This window comes from Burkholderia sp. HI2500 (genome assembly GCF_002223055.1).
GTDB lineage: Bacteria > Pseudomonadota > Gammaproteobacteria > Burkholderiales > Burkholderiaceae > Burkholderia.
Genome location: NZ_NKFL01000006.1, coordinates 2522565 through 2541444, shown reverse-complemented (window position 1 = coordinate 2541444; position 18880 = coordinate 2522565). Strand labels below are relative to the sequence as shown.

12 protein-coding genes are annotated in these 18880 nt (G+C 64.0%); 8 read left to right on the top strand and 4 right to left on the bottom strand.

Features of this window, described 5'->3' with window-relative positions; translation table 11 throughout:
* Nucleotides 1-34 precede the first annotated feature (34 nt).
* From CFB45_RS29095 to CFB45_RS29065, 8 genes are all read left to right on the top strand, one after another.
* Nucleotides 35-3049: a hybrid sensor histidine kinase/response regulator gene (locus CFB45_RS29095; protein ID WP_089428518.1), complete on the top strand. Its 3015-nt coding sequence runs from the start codon at nt 35-37 to the stop codon at nt 3047-3049.
* A gap of 480 nt (nt 3050-3529) precedes the next feature.
* Nucleotides 3530-4078: a CS1 type fimbrial major subunit gene (locus CFB45_RS29090; RefSeq protein ID WP_089428517.1), complete on the top strand. Its 549-nt coding sequence runs from the start codon at nt 3530-3532 to the stop codon at nt 4076-4078.
* Between the two features lie 249 nt (nt 4079-4327).
* Nucleotides 4328-6487, top strand: coding sequence for a TcfC E-set like domain-containing protein (locus tag CFB45_RS29085; RefSeq protein ID WP_089429194.1), 2160 nt, complete (start codon nt 4328-4330; stop codon nt 6485-6487).
* Between the two features lie 4 nt (nt 6488-6491).
* Nucleotides 6492-7178: a pilus assembly protein gene (locus CFB45_RS29080; RefSeq protein WP_373558421.1), complete on the top strand. Its 687-nt coding sequence runs from the start codon at nt 6492-6494 to the stop codon at nt 7176-7178.
* The gene (locus CFB45_RS29075) at nt 7178-7651 is read left to right on the top strand and encodes a hypothetical protein (RefSeq protein ID WP_089428516.1); all 474 of its coding nucleotides are present in this window, start codon (nt 7178-7180) and stop codon (nt 7649-7651) included. Before CFB45_RS29080 ends, CFB45_RS29075 begins: the two co-directional genes overlap by 1 nt.
* A 378-nt stretch (nt 7652-8029) precedes the next feature.
* A complete protein-coding gene (locus CFB45_RS38650) occupies nt 8030-8758 on the top strand; it encodes a hypothetical protein (RefSeq protein WP_143329859.1) in 729 nt (242 codons plus the stop codon).
* Nucleotides 8759-8766: 8 nt separating this feature from the next.
* Entirely contained in the window at nt 8767-9315 is a 549-nt protein-coding gene (locus CFB45_RS29070; RefSeq protein ID WP_089428515.1) for a hypothetical protein, read from the top strand.
* Nucleotides 9316-9392: 77 nt separating this feature from the next.
* Nucleotides 9393-10061: a hypothetical protein gene (locus tag CFB45_RS29065; RefSeq protein ID WP_254600291.1), complete on the top strand. Its 669-nt coding sequence runs from the start codon at nt 9393-9395 to the stop codon at nt 10059-10061.
* Here the strand turns inward: CFB45_RS29065 and CFB45_RS29060 are convergent.
* The 4 genes from CFB45_RS29060 to CFB45_RS29045 form a co-directional block, all read right to left on the bottom strand.
* Nucleotides 10028-10438, bottom strand: coding sequence for an ESPR domain-containing protein (locus CFB45_RS29060; RefSeq protein WP_089428514.1), 411 nt, complete (start codon nt 10436-10438; stop codon nt 10028-10030). The genes CFB45_RS29065 and CFB45_RS29060 overlap by 34 nt on opposite strands.
* A gap of 149 nt (nt 10439-10587) precedes the next feature.
* Nucleotides 10588-13287, bottom strand: coding sequence for a two-partner secretion domain-containing protein (locus CFB45_RS29055; RefSeq protein ID WP_089428513.1), 2700 nt, complete (start codon nt 13285-13287; stop codon nt 10588-10590).
* 176 nt (nt 13288-13463) lie between these two features.
* Nucleotides 13464-17024, bottom strand: a complete 3561-nt coding sequence (locus CFB45_RS29050; protein WP_256978396.1) for a GLUG motif-containing protein — start codon at nt 17022-17024, stop codon at nt 13464-13466.
* Between the two features lie 81 nt (nt 17025-17105).
* Nucleotides 17106-18608, bottom strand: coding sequence for a ShlB/FhaC/HecB family hemolysin secretion/activation protein (locus CFB45_RS29045; protein WP_256978395.1), 1503 nt, complete (start codon nt 18606-18608; stop codon nt 17106-17108).
* Between the last annotated feature and the right edge of the window lie 272 nt (nt 18609-18880).

The following is an 18880-nucleotide window of genomic DNA, read 5'->3' as shown; positions in this document are numbered from 1 at the left end:
TGACCTTTCCGTCCGGCGCCGCCGATAACGATCCATGCCCGCAAAACTGAAAAGACTCGCGTCGCACGCGGCCACGGCCGTGACCGGCAACAAGGCGTTCGATCCGCACCGGGTCCGGCGTCAACAGCAGTTCCTGCTGTACGGCGGCGGCACGGCGGTCACGCTGTTCATGCTCGTCTGTGCGGCGCTTGTCGTGCGGCTCGACGTGCAGGACTATTACTCGCGCGCGCGTTCGACGTTTCTGCAGCGCGAAACCGTGTTTTACGCGACGCAGCGGACCACGGACCGGTTGCTACTGGACCTCGGGAACCGGGTGGAACAGGTCTGGAACCGGGACGTGCAACCGTCGCCGGACGCGTTCCACTCATTTTCAGCGGAGCAGGGCCGGCTGCCCGTGCGGACCGGGGGCGGAGGGCAGCCGATCTTTTTGCTGGCCGGGATCGGGGCGGGCCATTCCGCCGAATCTTATACGCGGTATCTCGGCACCGTGCTCGGGCTGGTCGGTTCGTATACGCGATATCGGCCTCAGCCGGCCGGTGCCGAACCCTTCGGCGGCTATCTGATCGGACTCGACGCACCGTTCCTCGCCGTGATGGGCGAAGGGCTCGTTGCGCGCACGCGTGCGCTTCCACCCGATACGGACGTGACGGCGCTGATTGCCGGGCTGATGCCCACCGGTGCGGCGAAGCAGAAGCCCGACATGGAGAACGTCACGTTCATGCTCGATCGCCGCTTCGATCCGATCGCCGGGCGCACGCTCGTGCGGTTCGCCCGGCGGCTCGACGATGAAGCCGGGCGGCCATTCGGCTGGCTCGTGTTCGCCGGCACGTTCAACCTCAGCGACGTCATGTCGCCGGACTCGGACGACGAGGATGTCGCTGTCGTCGATGCGAGCCGGAATATCGTGTTCGGGCGGTTGCGCGATCCGGCGATGATCGGGCACGCGCTGGCCGGCGCACGCGATCCGTTCGGCAAGCACGTGACCGTGCGCCGGGTCGGCACGCGGTTCGTCGTCAGCGACCGCCTGCCCGATTCGAGTCTCGTCTTGATGACGACTTTCTCGTGGCGCAGCGTGGCGAAAGCGACGTGGGTCGGCGTGAGCGTGACGCTCGGCACGGCGCTGTTCGGCATTGCGCTGCTCTGGTTCACGATCGTCCTGTTCGACCGTCGCGCCCTGCTTCCGGCGAACCGGCGCGCGATCCGCCTGATCGAAAGCGAGGCGTTCAACCGGACGTTGATTCGCCATGCGCCGGCCGGGCTGCTGCTGCTGTCGGTGGCCGACGGCGATACGGTGGTGTGCAACGAAGCCGTGCTTGCCTACGACAGCGACGCAACGGGGCTGCCGCTCGGCAAGCGCATCTGGCAGGCTTATCGGGAGCGCGACGACGGCACAGGCGACCGGCGCCGCATCGTGCAGCACGAGTTCGCCGTCGAGCGGGCGGGACGCGAGACGGTCTATCTTGCCGTTCACGTCGTCAGGACCAAGTTCCGCGGCGTCGATGTGTTGCTTTGCACGCTGACCGACGTCACGGCCCGCAAGCTGACGGAGGACAAGTTGAGGGAAGCGCGCATCGCGGCGGACGATGCGAACAAGGCGAAATCGACGTTCCTCGCGACGATGAGCCACGAAATCCGCACGCCGCTCAATGCGATCGTCGGCAACCTGGAGCTCATGGAGCGAGTTCAACTGCCTGAGGTCGAGCGGCGCCGCCTGAAGACGATCGTGTCGTCGTCGGATGCGCTGCTGCGCGTGATCAACGACGTGCTCGACCTGTCGAAGGCGGAATCGAACCAGATGGCGCTGGAGCAGATCCCGTTCGATCCGCGGCGCGTGCTGACGGAGGTCGCGGCGATCTTCCGGCCGCTCGCGGAAGCGAAGGGGCTGGCGCTCGAATGCGGTGTCGCGGCCGACCTGGCCGACGGCTACATCGGCGATCCGACGCGCTTGCGCCAGCTCGTGTCGAACCTCGTGGGCAATGCGATCAAGTTCACCGAGCACGGCGGCATCGCGATCGATGCGCGACTCGCGTGCGGCGACGCCGGCGTGCGCGACGTCGAAATCGCCGTGCGCGATACGGGCGTCGGCATTCCCGACGACGCGTTGCCGACACTGTTCGACGTCTACATGCAGGCCGATGCGTCGATCTATCGCCGATTCGGCGGCACCGGGCTGGGGTTGCCGCTGTGTCGCCGTATTGCGCGATTGATGCACGGCGAACTGACGGTCGAGAGCCGGGTGGGCGAGGGTTCGACGTTCACGGCAACACTGCCGTTGCCCGAGGCACCGGCCGGCTGGCGGAGCATCGAGCCCGAACCGGATGCGGCGCACGATGCGCGCACGCCGGACCAGCGCGATGACGTGGAACCGCTGCGCGTGCTGGTGGCCGAGGATCACCCGGCCAGCCGCGCGCTGTTGCGGGATCAGCTCGACGCGCTCGGCCACGACGCGACGATCGTCGAGAACGGGATGGAAGCGATGCGCGCGTATTTCGTGCATCCGTTCGATATCGTGCTGACCGATCTGAGCATGCCGCAGCTCGACGGTTTTGCGCTGGCGAATTTCCTGCGCGAGCAGGGTGAGAAGGTCCCGGTGATCGCGATGACCGCGCATGCGACCGATGAAGACCGGCGCCGCTGCGTGCAGGTGGGCGCGGCGGAGGTGGTGCTCAAGCCGTTGTCGATCGATGTGCTCGACGCGGTGCTGCGTCGGCATGACGGGCGGCACGGCGAGACGGCGGCGCACGCGCAGGCCGATACGCGTGTGCAGGCGCCGGTCGTCACCGGCGAAATTCGCCGCACCCTGCGCGAAGCCACGCTGCGCTCGCTGGGCACGATCGAGGCGGCGCTGTCGAACGGCGACGCGCATGCGCTTGCAGTGGAACTGCATTCGATGCGCGGCGGTTTCGCGCTGGCCGGCGACAGTGTCGCGCGCGACGCATGTGCACAGATGGAAACAACCGTGAATACGGGCGGCGCGGCGGCGTTCGAATCGCACTGGGACGCGTTCAGGGGCGAGATCGAACATGCACTGGAGCGGATCGCCCATTGAATTGCCGCGGCGATCGTCAAGGATCGCCCACCTGTCGGACAGCACGCCATGATGCCGTTCGACGCGCGGATTGAAATGACCCGCAGCAAAATCGGATAGCGGCGACTTCATTAAAAGAAAACAAGCGCGCCGCACGGGGATGGGTCGCGATCGCGTGGCCCCGCAGCGCATTGACGGATGCGCCTGTCCGATGAGCGGACAGGTCATCGTGATGGTGTTCCGCCGCCCGCCGTGGCACGACCGGTACGAACAAATCTTTAAAACGGCCTGACAATCAACGAATTAACGCGACAAATATTTTAATTTCATACTTGTACTAGGTATTTTGAAGTCGTTGTGAAAGGTTGTCCTATCGCCCACTTGCAGCTGCTCATCGAAAATTACGTCAGTGGAATTGATCTTCCACACGTTTGAATACTGATTGATTAATTAGTCGGTATTCGATCTCTGTAAATCAATCTTTTAAATTGAGATCCATCGATGAAACTCAGCAAACTCGTTCTGGCAATGGGCGTCACCACGGCACTGTTCGGCATGGCGCACACGGCTCAAGCCGAATCGGTGTCGAAGAAGATCACGCTGACCGCGCAGATCAACGACGGCATCTTCGTGTCGAAGCCGGACGGCTCGACGTGGTACAGCACGGAAGAGCTGCAGCCCACCGACTACACGCAAACGAAGTTCTCGAAGTCGCTGCCGATCCGCGTGTTCACGAAGAACTCCGACTTCAACATTTCGCTCGCACAGCCGCTGAAGCTGTCGAATGGCAACTACGAAATGACGAGCCCGGTGATCACGCTCGGCAGTGCCGCGGGTGAAAAGGAAGTCAAGTTCGGCGCGGTCCAGCCGATCAAGCAAACGGTCGCGGGCAACGGTGGCTTCGACGAAATCCACAACGTGAACATCAAGGTCGACGCACCGAAGATGGTCGGTTCGAACAGCACCAACGGCAGCTACAGCGGCGATCTCGTGATGGTGTTCGAGCCGGTCGCGGCAGCCGGCGGTGGTGATACGCCGGCCACGAAGTAACTCTCAGTAGTTCCCTCGCGAAGCCCCGCCTCGGGGGCTTCGCTCCCGCGCCTTGTTTCTGCGCCCAGGTGGCATTTCCACTCTGGATTCCGATTTCGTTCCTGTTGCCAAGAGAATAGCGTGTTGACCTATCGAGCTCCGTTTCCGTTCAATAGGCTGTGGCTCGGTGCATTCGTGCTCATCTCGTCGCAGTCGTTTGCCGAAGTCAAGGTGTCGTATGGCGTGCCTGAGGGGTTCAGCGCCGCTGAAATGGACGATAGCGCGAATTATGTCGCGACGTTCAACGGCAAGACGTTGCCGGGTTTCGTGCGTTATTCGGCGACGGAAGCAGCGCTCGATTTCGACGCGGCAAAGTACGCGGCAAACGGCGTTTCGCCGGATGATGTCGATATTATTCGCAACGTCATTTCCAAGGTTGACTACAAGCGGTGCAGCAAGGGCTGCGATATCGAGGTTGAGGGTTATTACGTCACGATCGACAAGCTCAAGCGCTCGATATCGATTCGCGATACGCGCGAGGATTACTTCGCACCACAAACGAGCTTCGGCTTGGTCAACAACCAGTCGGCCGACTTCCGCGCGTCGTCCGACGGTTATCGTGCCGCCAACCTGAATGGCGCGACCTGGGTCGGCCTGCCGTCGCGCAGCTTCGGCTACGTCAGCTGGTACGCGAACCGCACGGAAACGCGCGGCTCGAGCTACGGCTCGCAGGGCGTCTCGTCGTATTACCTGCAAAAGAACTTCGCGCGAACCTACGTGCGGGCTGGTAAGCAGAACAGCATCGACTACGCGTCCGGTTCGGTCAGCACGCTGCTGTCACCGAGTTTCGACCAGTTCGTGACATTCGGCAGCCAGAGCAACCTGCAGGTCGATCGCAGCGCGGGTTCGCTGGTGCTGTATGCGACGGCGGAAGGCAACTACGAGTTTTACCGGAACGGCCGCCTGATCATGAAGCGCCCGGCCGTGCTCGGCCGCAACGAGATCAGCTTCGCGGATCTGCCCGGCGGCTATTACCCGGTGCAGGTGCGCCTGGTCGACCGCAACGGCAACGTGATCACGCAGGAAATCCGCGAGATCAACAACGTCAACTTCGGCGCCGCCAGCGGCAATGCGTGGCATTTCACAGTCGGCAAGGAGATGAGCGAGCGCGGCGGCTTCCTGATGGAAGCCGCGATGAGCCGGAACTTCCGCCAGTTCTACATGAACGCGTCGACGCTCGTCGGCCGCGGTGGCGACTGGGCGGCGGAAGTGAACGTCACGCGCCCGACGCAGATTGGCGACGTCGACATCACCCCCACGCTCGGCGTGCTGGCGGGCGATCGCAAGGCGGGCGGCTACGTCAGCATGGCCGCATCGAGCGAAGCCCTCGGCAGCCTTTCGGCCAGTCATTATCTGAACAACGAGGTGTCGCGGTTCTATGCAGGCACGTCGAGCACCAGCGTGTCGTACAGCCGCACGCTGCGCAAGGCGACCGTCGGCTACAACTACCAGCAGTCGGGTTTCGGTGCGACGCACCAGGCGGAAGTGCGCTGGAACTATCGGCCGAACGGTTTGTGGGCAACGTTCGCGCTCGGCGTGCAGAAGGGCAGCTTCAGCCGCACGAGCGACGGATATGGCGTGTATTTCAACATGACCATGCAGCTCGATAAGGTTCAGGCGAGCTTCAGCGCCGCGCGCTCCGGCGGCCAGACGCAATTGAGCGGCGACTACCGGAAGGATTTCCAGGACGGATTCGGTACGACGACGCTCGGGGTCACGGGCAACCGCATCAATTCCGATTACGGCGTGAACGTATATGGCTCGCGTTCGGGCACACGCGGCGAGGCGTCGCTGAACGTCGGCTACAACGGCGATGCCTCCAACGTCGATTTCAACTATCGCGGCATGGTCGCGGCCAGCCGCGATGGCGTCGCATTCGGTCGCTACAGCAATGGCGGCAGCGCGATGTTGCTGCGCACGCCGAAGCTCGACGGAATGAACTACGGCTTCAACGTGGAAGGCAATCCGGTGGGCGGCGGCAGCACCTATGCGGTGCCGTTGAATACGTATTCCGACGTTGCATTCGCGCGCGTGTACAGCAACAACGACAAGCTCGACATGAATATCGAAGTGCCCGCCAACATCGTCCGCGCGCATCCGGGCCAGGTGTATGCGGCCAATGCGAAGGTCGACATCAACATGATCTACAGCGGCTTCCTGAAGGATGCCGATGGCAAGCCTGTCAGCGGCAAGATCGTCGAGACGGGGGACGTCGCGCATCGCAACGGCCTGTTCTCGATCGTCAGCAAGACGCTGCTGTCGCAGATCACGGTCGACCAGGGCGGGCATCGGTACACCTGCAGCCTCAAGGATGCAAGTGGCAGCGATTTCCGCTGCACATTGCCCGGGCTCAATGAATCAAAGGAGTAAGCATATGAAATTCAACGTGAAGCATTGGATGTTCGCTTGCGTTGCGCTGGCTTGCGCGACCGTGCAGCCCGCGCAGGCGGAAGGCGAACTGATGGTGATGCCGGCCGCGACCCGCGTGTACGCCACGCACGATCAGAAAGTGACCGTGCGAAACATGGGCGACGCACCGCTCTACTTGTCGATCACGCTGCAGAAGATCATGAATCCGGGCGTGACGCCCGAGAAGAAAGTCGACCTCGGGCAACTGGACAATCCGGGCGTGCTCGCCAGCCCGGACAAGCTCACGCTCGGGCCGGGCCAGAGCCGGCAGATCGAGTTGAAGTCGTTGATGGAACCCGCGCAGGAAGAGCTCTACCGGCTGTACGTGGTGCCGATCAGGTCGCTGAAGGTGGACGACGCGCCGAAAGACAAGATTACCGCGCCGATGTCGGTGGCAATCGGCTATGGCGTGCTGGTCCGGCATTTGCCACCGCCCGGCAAGTTGAAGGTGGCATGGACCCATCGCTGCGAGGAGGGCGGCATGACGCTGGAAAGCACCGGCAATGTGCGCACGTTGTTCTCGGACGTGTCGTATGACGGTGTGAAGCAGCCGCAGACGATCGCGGTATTCCCGGGCACGCCGCAGCATTTCGCGACCAAGCGCATGACGCTCAGTGTCGACGGTACACCCAACACGCTGCACTGTCCGTGATGAAGCGCACGCTGTGCTGGGCGCTGGGTGCGTTGGCGCTGCTTTGCTGCAGCGGCAGTTTTGCCGCGGGCATCCTGAAGTTGTCTCGCACCGAGCTCACGTTGTCGCCCGACAAACCCGCGAGCGAACTGTGGGTGGAAAACGTCGGCGATACGCCGTTGTATCTCGACATCTCGCAGCAGCGCGTCTCGAATCCGGGGTACATGCCGGAGCAGCTCGTACCGGTCGAAGAGGTGTCGCAGCCGACGTTGCTGGTCTTGCCCAATCGGCTAGTGCTGTCGCCGGGGCAGAAATACCGGATGGCGTTGAAAGCGCTTTCCACACCGGATGAGCCTCAAGTGTGGCGAGTGACATTCCGGCCCCGCGAGCACGTTGTCGTTGACGCTGGTCGCGACGGCGACACAACGGCGCCGCTGTTCGTCAGTATCGGCTACGGCGTGGTGATCTATCAGCTTAAAAACATGGGCAAGTAAGGGGCATCAGAGTAGTTGACGGGTAGTTGGCGGCGGGGGCGGCGCGAATACCTCCTGGCTTTCAGCGCGAACGGCCGAAATGATTTGACAATGGGTGGAAAAATGACATCTAAAGGACGAGTATTCAAGTGGATCGAAACGGCTTTCCTTCTTTCGATCCTCTCGGTATTTGCCGATAGTGCGTTTGCATGGAGTACTGCGATACCGGGTTCGGTGATCGATAGATACGGATCTTGTTCTTGGAGCGAGAACGGCGATGGGACCAGTACGCTAAGAGTAAGAATGGATTTTAAACCGGGGTGGGATGTACCCCCCAGGGGGATCTTCCAGAGTCGTGGGATCTTGCTTTATACATACGACAAGTATGGAAATATGAACTTGTCTTCTACTCCGGCAAATTCGGTCACAATGAATGGTGTGCACAATAAGGCGATTTGGCAGGGCGGGTACGGATACTTGATGTACACCGGAGGGTTGGCTTCGAATCAGACGCCGGAATGGAATAAGAGAGGGGCTTTTGTCGCTGATGTGGAAGTTGTGATCAACAACAGTGTCGTCTCGGATTGGCCCGCGTTATCTATTCGAGCGGGTAATTACACGGACGATACGCATGTCGTGGAAGCCACGGGAGGGGCATATCTGGGGCGCTTCGGAACTGCTAGTAACTGCACGGTGGTTGATCCAGAGACGCCGCCATCCCCCCCGATCGTGCTCAAGATGAACGCACCTGATTGGAACCTTGGCGAGTTGCCGGAAGGTGATTCGGAAAAGATGCTGTCCGGCGCGGATCAGCTTTGTTTTACGTATGATGGTCCTGTTGTCAGTGGCAAGAAATTCGTGATCGATGCGACCAGCGTTAATGGTGTTGTCGGGAATCGCTACAGGTTAAGGAATGTGAGCGACGCAACACAATTCATCCCGTATGACGTGACATTGAACAGCGGTTCGTCGACCACTCATCTACCGAATACGAATAACACGGCGTTGTCTCTCAACAGTTCGGGAAAGACTTGTTTCGCGCCGACGTTCAAGACGACGGTGGGGCGCGAACTGAAAGAGGGCGACTACAACGACGTTCTTGTTTTTACGGTTGTGACGAAAGCGTAGGAGCGCGTATGAAACAGGTGATTCAACGTTGCGTGTGTGCCGGGTTGATCGGCGTGTCGGCCGCAGTATCCGCGGAGTCGGTGGTGCTGGACGGCAAGTTCACGAGCAAGGTGACCGCACGAGTCGTCAAACCAAACAAGCTGATCGTGACCGACGACAAAGGCGGTTGGTTCGAGCAGGGCATGGAGATGCAGCAACTCGGCGGGTGGGATACACCTTACGACGTGCAGGCGCGCTTGAAGGTCGTTTCGACCAGCGGGAAATTCCAGGTGCGCCTCGATTCGCCTTTGACGATTACGCATCGGTCGAATCCAGAACTTGTCTTTCGCAGGCCGGTTGTTCAGCTGGGGCCGGATGGCGGCGTGTTGAAGCCGATTGCGGTCGGACAGGGCACGGAATTTCAGAATCCTGCGCCGCCGGTGGCGGGTACCGATTCGATTGGTTATTACAACCTCGATGTGTCGGCATACCCGCCCGCTGGGGATTTCAAATCTACCGTAGGTACATATAGCGGTGTGCTGTCGATGACGTTCGAACCGGTGATCAAGGCGCCTTGATGGTCGACGTGCGATCGAGCACGCATCAATCAGCGTCGTCGGAGATCGGGCGGACACCGGCCGAAGGAGATTTATCTATGAAACGAATTTCAGGCGCGCTGTTGCAGGTTGCTCGCGTGGCTGCGCTAGCCTTTCCCGTATCAGCCGCCGCTGCGATTGACTTGATTCCGAAGGACATCACACTAAAACACGACGTCGACTCGGTCCAGGTGGTCAATAACGGAGCGCGCACCGAGTACGTGAGTGTGTCGTTGTCGCGCCTGCTGAACCCCGGCGTGCCGCTGGAAAGCGAGCGTCTCGAAGCCGTTGGCGATGTCGCACAGCCGTCCCTTTATGCGTATCCGTTCCGAATGACGCTGGCGCCTGGCCAGACGAAGACCATCACGATCAAGGCATTGCGTGCGGTCGACACGGAAACGGTCTACCGACTCGACGTGAAGCCGGTCATCAAGGTGCTCGGCGCCGGCCATACGAAGCCGTCCGCCAGTATCGTTGCCAACCTCGCGTTCAGCGGGATCGTACGCCAGTTGCCGTCTAAAACCCGGGCGACGCTCGCCGTCACGTGCGAAGCGTCTGGTGCACGGCTGACGGCCACCGGTAATGTCCACTATCGCGTGGAAGGCGCCAAATCGGACGGACAAGATCTCGACGCTTTCAACGTGTATCCGGGTGTCCCGCTTCCCGTGTCCGGGCGCATCGTCGACATTCCCGGTCATTCCCGCTGCGACGGGGCGGCTGCGAAGTAAGCCCGCCCGATTGAAGATGCATGCGCGGTACTCGGGGAGGCACGCAATCGCGTACCGGTGCTGCAGCCGCCATGCATGCCGATGTTTCGGATAACGACACTCCTCTCTATCTTATCGAGTCCCGGTTTGGCGTCTCCGTTTGGATCGCTCCGTAGCATCGACTTGCCGTCGTTTTCGCGAATGATGTCGGCCTTGCCGGCGGTGATGTTCTCGCCGGTGGGCAGCGCGAAGGCGGGCAGGCTGACGATGCCGAGCAGGGAGAGAGCGGCGGCGACGCGCTTGGCGCTGCCGGGTTTGGCGCGTCGGCGCGCGGTTTCCCCGACCGCGCTCCAGCATCCCTGGGCCTGGTTCCAGGCCAGTGCGTAGGTTCTGTTCATGGTTCGGTCTTCCTGGTTGTTTTTCGGAAGTCCGGCCGACCTCGAAGGCCGATCGGCCGGAGGGTGACAACCGGCGGCGCCGCTCGCTTCAGGAGACGGAATCCGGCAGGCCGCTTATGCGGCGCGGCCGGATCCGTCGCGGTTCATGCTCAGGGCTTCACCTGGCCGTAGTCGAGGCCGACCAGCGGGCCGTATATCTGGTTGTAGCCCGCCTTCACGTCGACGCTGGTGTTGGTCGACGAATCAGAGACGAGACCGAAGTTCACGCCGACGAGCCCGCCCAGAATGGCGTAGCGGCCGCCGGAGACGGTGCCGCTCGACCACGAGTCATTAATGAGGCCGCCGTTGTAGCCGACGAGGCCGCCGACGAAGCTGTAGTCGCCGCCCTCGACATTTCCGTACGCGGCCACAGAGGTGATGGTGCCACCAGCGTTTTCTCCGACGACGCCGCCAACGAGGGATTGAGCGCCCGCTTTCACAACGCCGTCATAGCGGATCATGCCGTATTCAATGCTTCCAGTATTGCGGCCGACGAGACCGCCGACCTTGCTGCCGAGCCCGGCCAGTATGTCGCCGCCCCAGCGCGCCGCGATGACGCCTGTGTTTTCGCCGACAGCACCGCCTATGATGCTGCCGATGCCGCCGGTGATATTGGCGAATACTGTGGATCCGGTGATGCGGCCAGTGTTGCGGCCTACGATGCCACCAAGCGTGCTTTCGTTTTTACCCGTCACATTCACTCCGGCCCCCCCGCCTATGGAACCGTCGTTCACACCGGCTACGCCGCCGGCCGTCGATTTGTCTCCAACTGTCACGTTGCCTTCGGCGCGCCCGTTGACGATGCCAGTCTTGTCGTTGTGCCCAACGATGCCGCCTGCCACGCTGCCCGTACCGGCGATGACGTCGCTTTCTACGAGCGCGTTAATCTTCCCTCGGTTGTAGCCGACGAGGCCGCCCGCGACGCTGCCCGAGTCGGCGAATACTTTGGTTGTTGTGGTCGCTACGTCGATGTTTCCCACGTTGTAGCCGACGAGACCGCCGACGTTCGCGCGGCCGTTGGCCGCGACGACCACGTCCTTGGCGGTCACGTAATCGATCGTGCCGACGTTGTAGCCGGCCAGGGTCCCGACGGAGACCGGCGAGCCGTACGGTTGGCTCGATGCGAGCGTCGTGATGTTCCGCAAGTTGAGGCTGGTAATGTAGCCGGCGTTCGCCGCGAACAGGCCAACGAAGTTGTGGTCGGCATTGGAAATTCTCAGGCCGCTGATCGTATTGCCGAGACCCTGGAGCACGCCGGAGAACGCCGATTGTCCGCCGATGCTGCGGAATTCCCTACCGGCCCCGTCTATCGTGTTGCCGAGCGCGTAACGGCCTCCCAGGTTCGCGTCGATATTGCGCAGATCGTCGAGGGTGTGCAGCAGCTTGTAGTTCTCGCCATTCCAGCGGAACGATGCATTTTCGCCGGACGGCATCAGGGCGGCTTGGTCATGCATGAACCCGAGGTGTGTCGTGGTCAGATCAACATGAGCATTGCGACCGGTGAGCTTCACTGCATCGTTCAGGCGGAGGTTGTAGGCGTCGACCGTCAGGCTGGCGTTCGTGCCGGTTGCCAACATCGGGTGCCACAGCGAGACGTAGATCCCGGTCAGCGTGAGCGCGTTGTCGCTGTTCCACGTGACCGGGCCGCCGACCATCAGTACGAGCTGCGTGTTCTTCAGCGCGACGTTCGTCGTGCCGAGATTGCGCGACAGCGTGTCCGCGTCGATCGACTCGCCGGTGACGCTCGGGCCGTTCACGCCGCCGTTGGCCGCTTTGATGGTCCAGGTGCCGGCGGTGTTGCCAGCACGCGTATCGACGATCGTGTCGTTCGCGATGTCGACACGTTCGCCGTGCGTCGTGACTGAGCCAATCGGTGCGCCGGCTTCGGCCGCGCTCGCATCGAGCTTGCCGGCGACCTTGACGGTGCCGCCGTCGAGCGTGATCTTGCCGCCATGGCTGGCGAGGCCCTTCGCTTCGATGGTGCCGGTGTTGTTGACCACGGCGCTCAGCAGGTTGCCTGCCGCGCGCGCGGTCATCAGCACTTCGCCGCCGTCGGCCTTGAGCAGGCCGCCGTTGCTGGCCTGTGCATCGACCGCGCCGCCTTCGACCTGCAGGCTGAGCAGGTCGTTGCCGTCGAAGTTGACCTTGAACGCGTTGCCGGCGCCGAGCGCGACACGACCCATCGTCGCCTGGATCACGCCGTTGTTGGACACGCGCGCGCCGAGCAGCGCGACGCTGCCGCCGTCGGCGGCGGTGATGCGGCCGTCGTTGACGATCGACGCGGTGGAGTTGCCGGAGAAACGATAGTTGCCGGCGAGGAAGTCGGCGTCGGCGATGTTCTGGGTGGAGGCGACGAGGCCGCCGACGTTGATCTGCGCGCCGGAGCCGAACAGCACGCCGTTGGGGTTGACGAGGAAGACTTTGCCGTTGGCGTCGAGCTGGCCGTGGATCTGGCTGCCGTTGTTGCCGACCACGCGGTTCAGCGCGATCGACTGCTTGCCGGGCTGATGGAACGACACGCGCTCGTTGCCGGCGATGCTGAAGTCGTTCCAGTTGGTGATGAGCTTGTCGGTGTGCTGGTTGACGAGCATCGACTTGCCGTCGTTTTCGCGAATGATGTCGGCCTTGCCGGCGGTGATGTTCTCGCCGGTGGGCAGCGCGAAGGCGGGCAGGCTGACGATGCCGAGCAGGGAGAGAGCGGCGGCGACGCGCTTGGCGCTGCCGGGTTTGGCGCGCCGGCGCGCGGTTTCCCCGACGGCGCTCCAGCATCCCTGGGCCTGGTTCCAGGCCAGTGCGTAGGTTCTGTTCATGGTTCGGTCTTCCTGGTTGTTTTTCGGAAGTCCGGCCGACCTCGAAGGCCGATCGGCCGGAGGGTGACAATCGGCAGCCTCGCGGCCGCCGGCGACGAGCGGTCGGACCGCTCGCATCAGGCGACGGCATCCGGCATGCCGCTCAGGCGGCGGAGCCGGAGCCGTCCGGGTTCACGTCAGGGCTTCACGCGACCGTAGTTCACGCCGATCAGTGCGCCGTAGGACTGGTCGTAGCCAGCCTTCACGTCGACGCGGCTGGTGCTCGACGAGCCGTAGACGAAGCCGAAGTTGCCGCCGACGAGGCCGCCCAGTCGTGCGTAGCGGCCGCCGGAGACGGTGCCGCTCGACGACGACGCATTAATGAGGCCGCCGCTGTTGCCGACGAGGCCGCCGACGTAGCTGGCATCGCCGCCCTTGACGGAACCCGTCGCGCGCGACTGGTCGACTTGCCCGGCCAGGAGGCCGACGAGGCCGCCGACATTGCTCTGCGTGCCGGCTTCGACGTCGCCCGACGCCGTCGAGCGTGCGACGGTGCCGCTCTCGTTACGGCCGACGAGGCCGCCGGCCGACGAGAAGTCGCCCGCCTTCACCGCGCCCGTGGCACGGGAATCGGCGATCGTCCCGGTATTGCGGCCTGCGAGGCCGCCGGCGTAGCTCGATTGCCCGGCCAGGACCTTGCCGTTTGCGCTCGACGTGCGGACGAGGCCCTGGTTGAGCCCCACGAGACCCCCCGCCGTGCCGGCGTTCCGAACGGTGACGGTACCCGATGCGTTGGCGGAATCCAGCGTGCCGGTGTTGACCCCGGCAAAGCCGCCTGCTGTGCCGTTGTCGCCCGCGGCCACGTTGCCGGATGCGTCGGACGCCTCGATGATGCCGGCATTCGTGCCGACAAAGCCGCCGACCGTGCTGTTCTGGTCGCCGGTCACGTTGCCGCTGGCGAGGGACGTCTCGATGAAGCCGTCGTTCGCGCCCGCGAAGCCGCCGAGCGTCGATTTGCCCGTGGCCCGGACCTGACCTTGCGCGTCGGACGCATGGATGCGGCCCGACTTGCCGTTGCGCCCGGCGAAGCCGCCGGCGAGGCTGTCGGCGCCGGCGACGACGTTGCCCGTCGCGGTCGATTCGTCGATGTCGCCGTCGTTGTAGCCGGCGAAGCCGCCGGCCGCCGCCTTGCTGCCCGCCGTCACGTTGCCGTTGGCCTGCGACTTCATGATCCGGCCGCTGTTCGTGCCGACGAGACCGCCGACGGTGCTCGATGCGGCCGCGAACACGTCGCTGTCGGCCGTGGACGCGTCGATGTTGCCCAGGTTCACGCCTGCGAGACCGCCTGCGACGCTACGCTCGCCGACGCTTACCTTGCCGCTGGCGCGCGAATCCGCGATGGTGGCCAGGTTGAGACCGACGAGCCCGCCCGCCACGGCATTGTTGCGCGCGGTCACGCTCGCGGACGACGACGACTGCTTGACGATGCCGCTGCCGTCGTTCATGCCGACGAGCCCGCCGACCATCGACTGGCTGCCCGTCGCGTTCACGCTGCCGGTGCTCGACGAGCGCTCGATCATGCCCGTGTTGCGCCCGACCAGGCCGCCCGTGGCGCTGTCGTGCGCGGCGTTGATCTGTACGTTGGCCTGGCTGTCGCGGATCATCGCCGATACCGGAGGCTTGTTCAGCAGCGTCAGGTTCTCGCCCACGAGGCCGCCGATCGACTGCGCGTAGCGATCGCCGTCGATGCGGCCGGACACCTTGGCGTGCTCGATCGTGCCGCCGTAGTTCGAGCCGACGAGACCGCCGATGATCGCCGTCCCCGTCGCCGAGACTGCGACGTTGTCGGCCGTCACGTTCGAGATCGTGCCCGAGTTGCTGCCGGCGAGCGTGCCGACGGAAATCGGATAGCCGTACGGCAGACCCGATGCGGTCGTCGCGATGTCGCGCAGGTTGAGGTTGGCGATGCGGCCGGCGTTGTGCGAGAACAGGCCGACGGTCGTCTGGCCCGGGTTGGAAATGCGCAGGCGCTCGACCGTGTTGCCGAGGCCGTCGAATACGCCGTAGAACGATTGGTTGCCGCCGATGCTGCGGAGGCTCGTATTGGCACCGTCGATCGTGTTGCCGATCACGTAGCGGCCGCCGCGGTTCGAATCGACGTTACGCAGGTCGGCGACGGTATGGAGCACCTTGTAGTCCTCGCCGTTCGAACGGAACGACGCGTTGTCGCCGGACAGCGTCACGGCAGCGCCGTTGTTCAGCGTATGGCCGTTCTTCGAATTGAGTTCGAGGTGTGCATGGCGGCCGGTGAGCTTGACCGCCTCGTCGATACGGATCTTGTCGGCGGCGTTGACGTTCAGGCTCGCGTTCGCGCCGGTGGCGGACACCGTTTGCTGCAGATCGACGTTGCCCTTCTGCGACGTGAGCGTGAGTGCGCGGTCGCTGTTCCACGCGACCGGGCCGCCGACCGTCAGGTCGCCCTGCGTGTTGGTGAGCGCGACGTTGGTGGTGCCGAGGTTGTTCGACAGCGTATCGGCATCGATCGAGGCGTTGGCCGGATAGAGACTGTCGATCTTGTTGTTTGCGACGCCTGCATTGGCCGCTTCGATGGTCCAGGTGCCGGCGGTGTTGCCCGCACGCGTGTCGACCGTGGCGTCGCGTGCAACGCGAACCTGCTGGCCGCGCGTGACGACGGAGCCTGCCGGTGCCTCGGCTTCGGCGGCGCTCGCGTCGAGCTTGCCGGCGACCGTGACCGTGTCGCCGTCGAGCGTGATCTTGCCGCCGTCGAGCGCGATCTTGCCGTTGAGGTCGGTGACGAGCCCCTTCGCTTCGATCGTGCCGGTGTTGTTGACGACGGCGTTCAGCAGGTTGCCCGCGGCGCGCGCGGTCATCAGCACTTCGCCGCCGTCGGCCTTGAGCAGGCCGCCGTTGCTGGCCTGCGCGTCGACGGCGCCGCCTTCGACCTGCAGGCTGAGCAGGTCGTTGCCGTCGAAGTTGACCTTGAACGCATTGCCGGCGCCGAGCGCGACGCGGCCCATCTTCGCCTGGATCACGCCGTTGTTGGACACGCGCGCGCCGAGCAGCGCGACGCTGCCGCCGTCGGCGGCGGCGATGCGGCCGTCGTTGACGATCGATGCGGTGGAGTTACCCGAGAAGCGATAGTTGCCGGCGAGGAAGTCGGCGTCGGCGATGTTCTGGGTGGAGGCGACGAGGCCGCCGACGTTGATCTGCGCGCCGGAGCCGAACAGCACGCCGTTGGGGTTGACGAGGAAGACCTTGCCGTTGGCGTCGAGCTGGCCTTGAATCTGACTGCCGTTGTTGCCGACCACGCGGTTCAGTGCGATCGACTGCTTGCCGGGCTGATGGAACGACACGCGCTCGTTGCCGGCGATGCTGAAGTCGTTCCAGTTGGTGATGAGCTTGTCGGTGTGCTGGTTGATGGACATCGACTTGCCGTCTGCGTCGCGCAGAATGTCGGCCTTGCCGGCGGTGATGTTTTCGCCGGTGGGCAGCGCGAAGGCGGGCAGCGAGGTCAGGCCGAGCAGGGAGAGGGCGGCGGCGACGCGCTTGGCGCTGCCGGGTTTGGCGCGCCGGCGCGCGGTTTCCCCGACGGCGCTCCAGCATCCTTGGGCTTGGTTCCAGACCAGTGCGTAGGTCTTGTTCATGAGTTTTTTCCCTTTGAAAAAGGACTGGGAGATCGCTTCGACTTGGTTTGTATACCTAACGAAGCGGTGAAGGCGGAAAGACGTGGCATGCACGTTTCCGATGGTGCAGGCGGTTGCGCCGCCCGTGCTACTTGCGGCCCATCCCTGCCCGACGAGCCGCTCGTCGAATGCCGCTCAGAAATACTGGGCGGCCTGCAACCAGACGCTCGGCGAGCGCGTGGCCGATGCGACCGGATCGGCGTAGCCGATCGGCAGCGCGGCGGTGACGCTGATTTGATGGCGCGTGCCGAACCAGCTCGCGCCGATACCGAGCGACGACAATTGCACGGTATTGCGCTCGCGCGACCAGCGCTGCTTGCTGAGCTGGATGCGGCCCGTATCGGCGAATGCGCTCAGCTGCAAGCCGGGCGAGGCGAGATAGCGCAGTTCGGCCGTGGCCTGCCAGCCCTGGTCGCCGCTGCCGGCGCCGAGCGCGAACGCACGCACGCCGTACGGGCCGCCGAGGCTGAATTTCTCTGACGAGTCGAGATTGCGGGACGACAGTTGTGCGCTGAATTGCGTATAGAGCTGGAATCGCGAACCGAGCGATTGCAGTCGCAGTGCGCTGACATTCAGTTTTGCGAACTGGCCCATGGTGTGGACGTAGTAGTCCATGTCGAGCGGATCGTTGCCGCTCAGGTGGCCGATGCCGACGGTCGCGGAGAAGCCGGTGCGGCCGCCGCCGCCGAGGCTGTCCTGGCGGTTGCCGCTCACGCCGAACGACCACAGATCGACGGTCTTGTCGTTGACCACGTCGAACGCGCCGTACACGTCGCGCAGGTGCTTGTTTTCGTAGACGACCTGCGCGTCGACGCTCGTGCGCCGGCTGCGCAGCAGCGGCTGCGTGACGAACGCGGAGCGGACGTCGGCGCCGCCGTGGTAGCGAAGTTCCTTCAGGCTGCCGCCGATCCGGTAGTTCATGTCGGAATAGGCGACGCCGACGCGAGTGGATGCGGGGCCGACCGGCACCTGATACGCCGCGCGGTAGTAGCGCTGGTTCGTGTTGCTCGTCAGGCCGCGCAGCGAGAAGCGATCGCCCAGGCGCAGCGGCGCGTTGACGTCGACGCTGCCGGTCGCGCGATAGCGGCCGGTCAGCGGATCGCCGAAGTTGTCGAGCTCGATCGAGCCGGTGGCGAAGCGGGCCGGTTCGGCATCGATCACGAGGTCGGTCGTGCCGGGTTCGCCGCCGGGGCGCAGCGTGCCCTTCGCATCGACGCCTGGCATCTCGTTCAACAGCATGAGGCTGCGCTCGAGACGGTTGCCGTGAGCGATTTCGCCGGGCTGTAGTGAAGCAAGCGGCTGACGCAGCGCGCGATCGAGCACGCGCGTGCGGTTGTGCAGTTCGATCTGCCCGTAGCGGCCTTCGACGACGGCGATGCGCACGACGCCGTGTTCGATGTCCTGGCGCGGCAGATACGCGCGGGCGAGGACGTAGCCGTGTTCGCGATAGTAGGTTGTGATTCGACCCGCGGCCTGTTGCAGGTCGCCGAAGCTCAGCTCGCGGCCGACGAGATCGACGAGTAGCGCGTCGAGTCGCGTGGCAGGAATCGCTGCGTTGCCTTCGATCGCGAATGCGCTGACCGGGATGCGCAGGCCGTCAGCCGCGGCAGGCGAGGGCTCTTCGCCTGGTGCGGGCATCGCGAGATCCGGTGCGGCAGGAGCGGGCAGTGCCGGGCGGAGTGTCTCGACGTCGCGTAGCGACTGGCCCGCATTGGGCACCTGGACCTGTGCATGCGCGACAGCGTGAAGCGATAGCGCGAGGCTGGTCAGGCACGCGATGCGGAACCGGCCTGATCGCCTTTCGGTGACTGGTTTGGCGTGGCCTGGCGGGCAGGCACGGAGCGCGACCGCAACCGCAACCGCAACCGCAACCGTGGCGGGAGGAGGGGCAGGTAATTGCGCCGGCATCG

Bases quoted from the DNA above. Each gene is read 5' to 3' on its own strand.
- CFB45_RS29065 (WP_254600291.1), top strand. From the start codon at position 9,393: ATGAAACGAATTTCAGGCGCGCTGTTGCAGGTTGCTCGCGTGGCTGCG.
- CFB45_RS29090 (WP_089428517.1), top strand. From the start codon at position 3,530: ATGAAACTCAGCAAACTCGTTCTGGCAATGGGCGTCACCACGGCACTG.
- CFB45_RS29095 (WP_089428518.1), top strand. From the start codon at position 35: ATGCCCGCAAAACTGAAAAGACTCGCGTCGCACGCGGCCACGGCCGTG.
- CFB45_RS29070 (WP_089428515.1), top strand. From the start codon at position 8,767: ATGAAACAGGTGATTCAACGTTGCGTGTGTGCCGGGTTGATCGGCGTG.
- CFB45_RS29055 (WP_089428513.1), bottom strand. From the start codon at position 13,287: ATGAACAGAACCTACGCACTGGCCTGGAACCAGGCCCAGGGATGCTGG.
- CFB45_RS29075 (WP_089428516.1), top strand. From the start codon at position 7,178: ATGAAGCGCACGCTGTGCTGGGCGCTGGGTGCGTTGGCGCTGCTTTGC.
- CFB45_RS29060 (WP_089428514.1), bottom strand. From the start codon at position 10,438: ATGAACAGAACCTACGCACTGGCCTGGAACCAGGCCCAGGGATGCTGG.
- CFB45_RS29045 (WP_256978395.1), bottom strand. From the start codon at position 18,608: ATGCCCGCACCAGGCGAAGAGCCCTCGCCTGCCGCGGCTGACGGCCTG.
- CFB45_RS29080 (WP_373558421.1), top strand. From the start codon at position 6,492: ATGAAATTCAACGTGAAGCATTGGATGTTCGCTTGCGTTGCGCTGGCT.
- CFB45_RS29085 (WP_089429194.1), top strand. From the start codon at position 4,328: ATGGACGATAGCGCGAATTATGTCGCGACGTTCAACGGCAAGACGTTG.